Here is a 3094-nt window from a genome sequence, read left to right as displayed (position 1 = left end):
GTCAAAATAGATGGCAGTGGCAACAAAGTCTGGGACAAAACCATAGGGGGGAATAACACTGACTTTCTTCGCAGTACCACTACCAGCCCTGATGGAGGCTATTTACTGGCAGGTTATTCTAACTCTTCTGCTTCAGGGGATAAAAGTGAAAACAATAAAGGTGGCTGGGATTACTGGGTAGTTAAACTACAGGAGGTGCTGGAAGATAATGAAGCTCCTGTTATTGAGGCCATAGCGCCCATTACGGTAAGTACTGATGCGGGAACCTGTGTTGCATCTGTCCCCTTTTCTGCTACAGCAACAGACAATTCCGATGCTTCCGTTTCTCCTGAGTTTAGCATTCTGGTGGATGGTGTAAGCACGGCAATCACTTCCCCGCATGTATTTCCATTAGGCCAGACCGAGGTTTATGTAAACGCCACCGATGCAGCAGGAAATGTGGCCGCTCAGCAGAGCTTTATGGTGACAGTTGAAGACAACGAAGCACCTGTTTTGGCGACCAATAATATCACAGTGAATTTGGATGCCAACGGGCAGGCAGCTATTGCAGTGGCAGACATTTACGACCCGGCTAACAGCAGTGATAATTGCGCGATAGATGAAACCAGCCTTGTATTGGACATCAGCAATTTTAGCTGTAGTAATGTAGGGACACCTGTGGAGGTTACGTTGAGTGGAAGTGATGTGAATGGGAACTCATCATCCACTTCCGCTACTGTGACGGTAATGGACAACGAAGCACCTGTTTTGGCGACCAATGATATCACCGTGAATCTGGATGCCAACGGACAGGCAGCTATTGCAGTGGCAGATATTTACGACCCGGCTAACAGCAGTGATAATTGTGCGATAGATGAAACCAGCCTTGTATTGGACATCAGCAGTTTTAGCTGTAGAAATGTAGGGACACCTGTGGAGGTCACGTTGAGTGGAAAAGATGTAAATAACAACTCATCATCCACTTCCGCTACTGTGACGGTAATGGACAACGAAGCACCTGTTTTGGCGACCAATGATATCACCGTGAATCTGGATGCCAACGGACAGGCAGCTATTGCAGTGGCAGATATTTACGACCCGGCTAACAGCAGTGATAATTGTGCGATAGATGAAACCAGCCTTGTATTGGACATCAGCAGTTTTAGCTGTAGAAATGTAGGGACACCTGTGGAGGTCACGTTGAGTGGAAAAGATGTAAATAACAACTCATCATCCACTTCCGCTACTGTGACGGTAATGGATAACCTGGCACCCCTTGCAGCAGCTAAGGATATCACCGTGGAATTGGATGCCTCCGGTGAGGCTACGATTACTGCCCTGGATGTTGACAATGGCAGCAGCGATAACTGTGACCTAAGCCTGGAGGTGGATATCACTAGCTTTAACTGTGGGGATGTAGGAGAAAATACGGTGGTATTGACAGCAACAGATGGCAGCGGGAACTCCTCAACCGCTTCCGCTACTGTGACGGTAGTGGATAACCTGGCTCCTACCGTTGTACCACCGGCAAACATTACCGTAACCAATGATCCGGAATCCTGCAACGCAATCGTTGATTTAGGACAAGCTATCGTTAATGATAATTGTGCGGGTGTTCAGCTATCCAATAATGCCCCTGCAAAATTTCCTATTGGGCAAACTACGGTAACCTGGACAGCAGTTGATGCCAGTGGTAATCAGAGTCAGGCTTATCAAGATGTAAACGTAACGAATGCAGTACCTGTGATTTCCGGCTCCTTGGTGGCCCCTGTTGATCCCAATCCTGTGGGATCCCCAGTTACCATCATTGATGTAGTAACGGACAATAACATCGCTTCTGTGGAATGGCACTGGAGTGATGGGCTTATTACCACAGGCACCTTTATATATGATGCTACTACAGGTACCAATACAGTAAGTGGTCAGCGTACGTTTAACACGGCAGAATTATATACTGTATCTCTGGTAGTAACGGATCATTGCGGAGAGACGGCAGCATATACCTATTCTAACCTTATTGTCATCTTTGATCCCAATGGTGAATTTGTCACCGGCGGAGGCTGGATCGATTCTCCTGCCGGGGCATCGGAAATGTACCCCAATGCAGTTGGTAAAGCAAACTTTGGTTTTGTTTCCAAATATAAACGCGGTGCCAACATTCCTACCGGTAATACAGAGTTTCAGTTTAAAGCAGGTGACCTCAATTTCAAGAGCACTTCCTATGACTGGCTGGTGGTGGCAGGGCATTCCGCTAAATTCAAAGGAGAAGGCACGGTAAATGGCGTCGGCCAGTACGGTTTTATGCTCTCTGCGGTGGATGGAAAGCTCAAAGGAGATGGTTTGGACCGGTTCCGTATAAAAATATGGGACAATGACGGGGTAATCTACGACAATGAAATGGGTGCTTCCGATGAAGCAGAATCCACCACGGTCATCGGAGGGGGCAGTGTGGTCATCCATAAAGGTAAATCAGGCAAAAATGCCCGCTTCGATGTTAGCGAAACCGCTGGAAGAACTAAAGAACTGGAAAATCCGGAAGGGCCTGTAACGCTAAACCTGCAGCTTTATCCCAACCCATTGCAAGAAAAGTTGTTTATCGACATGGAAAGCAATATGGATGAAGTAGTATCCATCAGTATCTTCAGTATGGAAGGCAGATTGATACATGAAGAGAAGCAATCCATTGTGCAGGGAAGCAACACGATTATTCTGGAAGTTAGCCGTTGGAAAGCAACGACTGATCAGCTTTTATTACGCTTGATGTCCCCATCTACAGGATTCCATCATTTCGTTCTTCTCAAACCGTAGTCACTTTGAATTAATGGATAAAAACCGCTTCTCAATAGGGAGGCGGTTTTTTTTATTCTAAGATGTCGGCAGCTGTTGAGCTAACATTCCCGTTTTATTCCGAAATCTTATTTGAAAGCTTTTAACCGACTTTATGTTTGCAATAGGAACAGCCAGGGCAATTCCTTGTAAATAAAGGCTTTCGTCCTCACGAGTTAAATAAGGAGATTTTTATATAAGATACAGATCGAATATCCGCTCCCAACTTTCTTCGGGCTTCTTGGAAAATCCAATAAAATTTGACCACGTAGGATGAAACTATATCCTT

At 45.9% G+C, this 3094-nt stretch carries 1 protein-coding gene; it reads left to right on the top strand.

Translation table 11 applies throughout. From position 1 onward, the window contains the following. The coding region (locus GJS45_RS23520) for an HYR domain-containing protein (RefSeq protein ID WP_162344341.1) at nt 1-2787 on the top strand (2787 nt) is incomplete at its 5' end. Between the last annotated feature and the right edge of the window lie 307 nt (nt 2788-3094).

The sequence above is a fragment of the Cyclobacterium salsum genome (assembly GCF_010119245.1).
Lineage (GTDB): Bacteria > Bacteroidota > Bacteroidia > Cytophagales > Cyclobacteriaceae > Cyclobacterium > Cyclobacterium salsum.
Note: the sequence above shows the minus strand (reverse complement) of the source record. Positions and strands in the feature narration are given on the sequence as shown.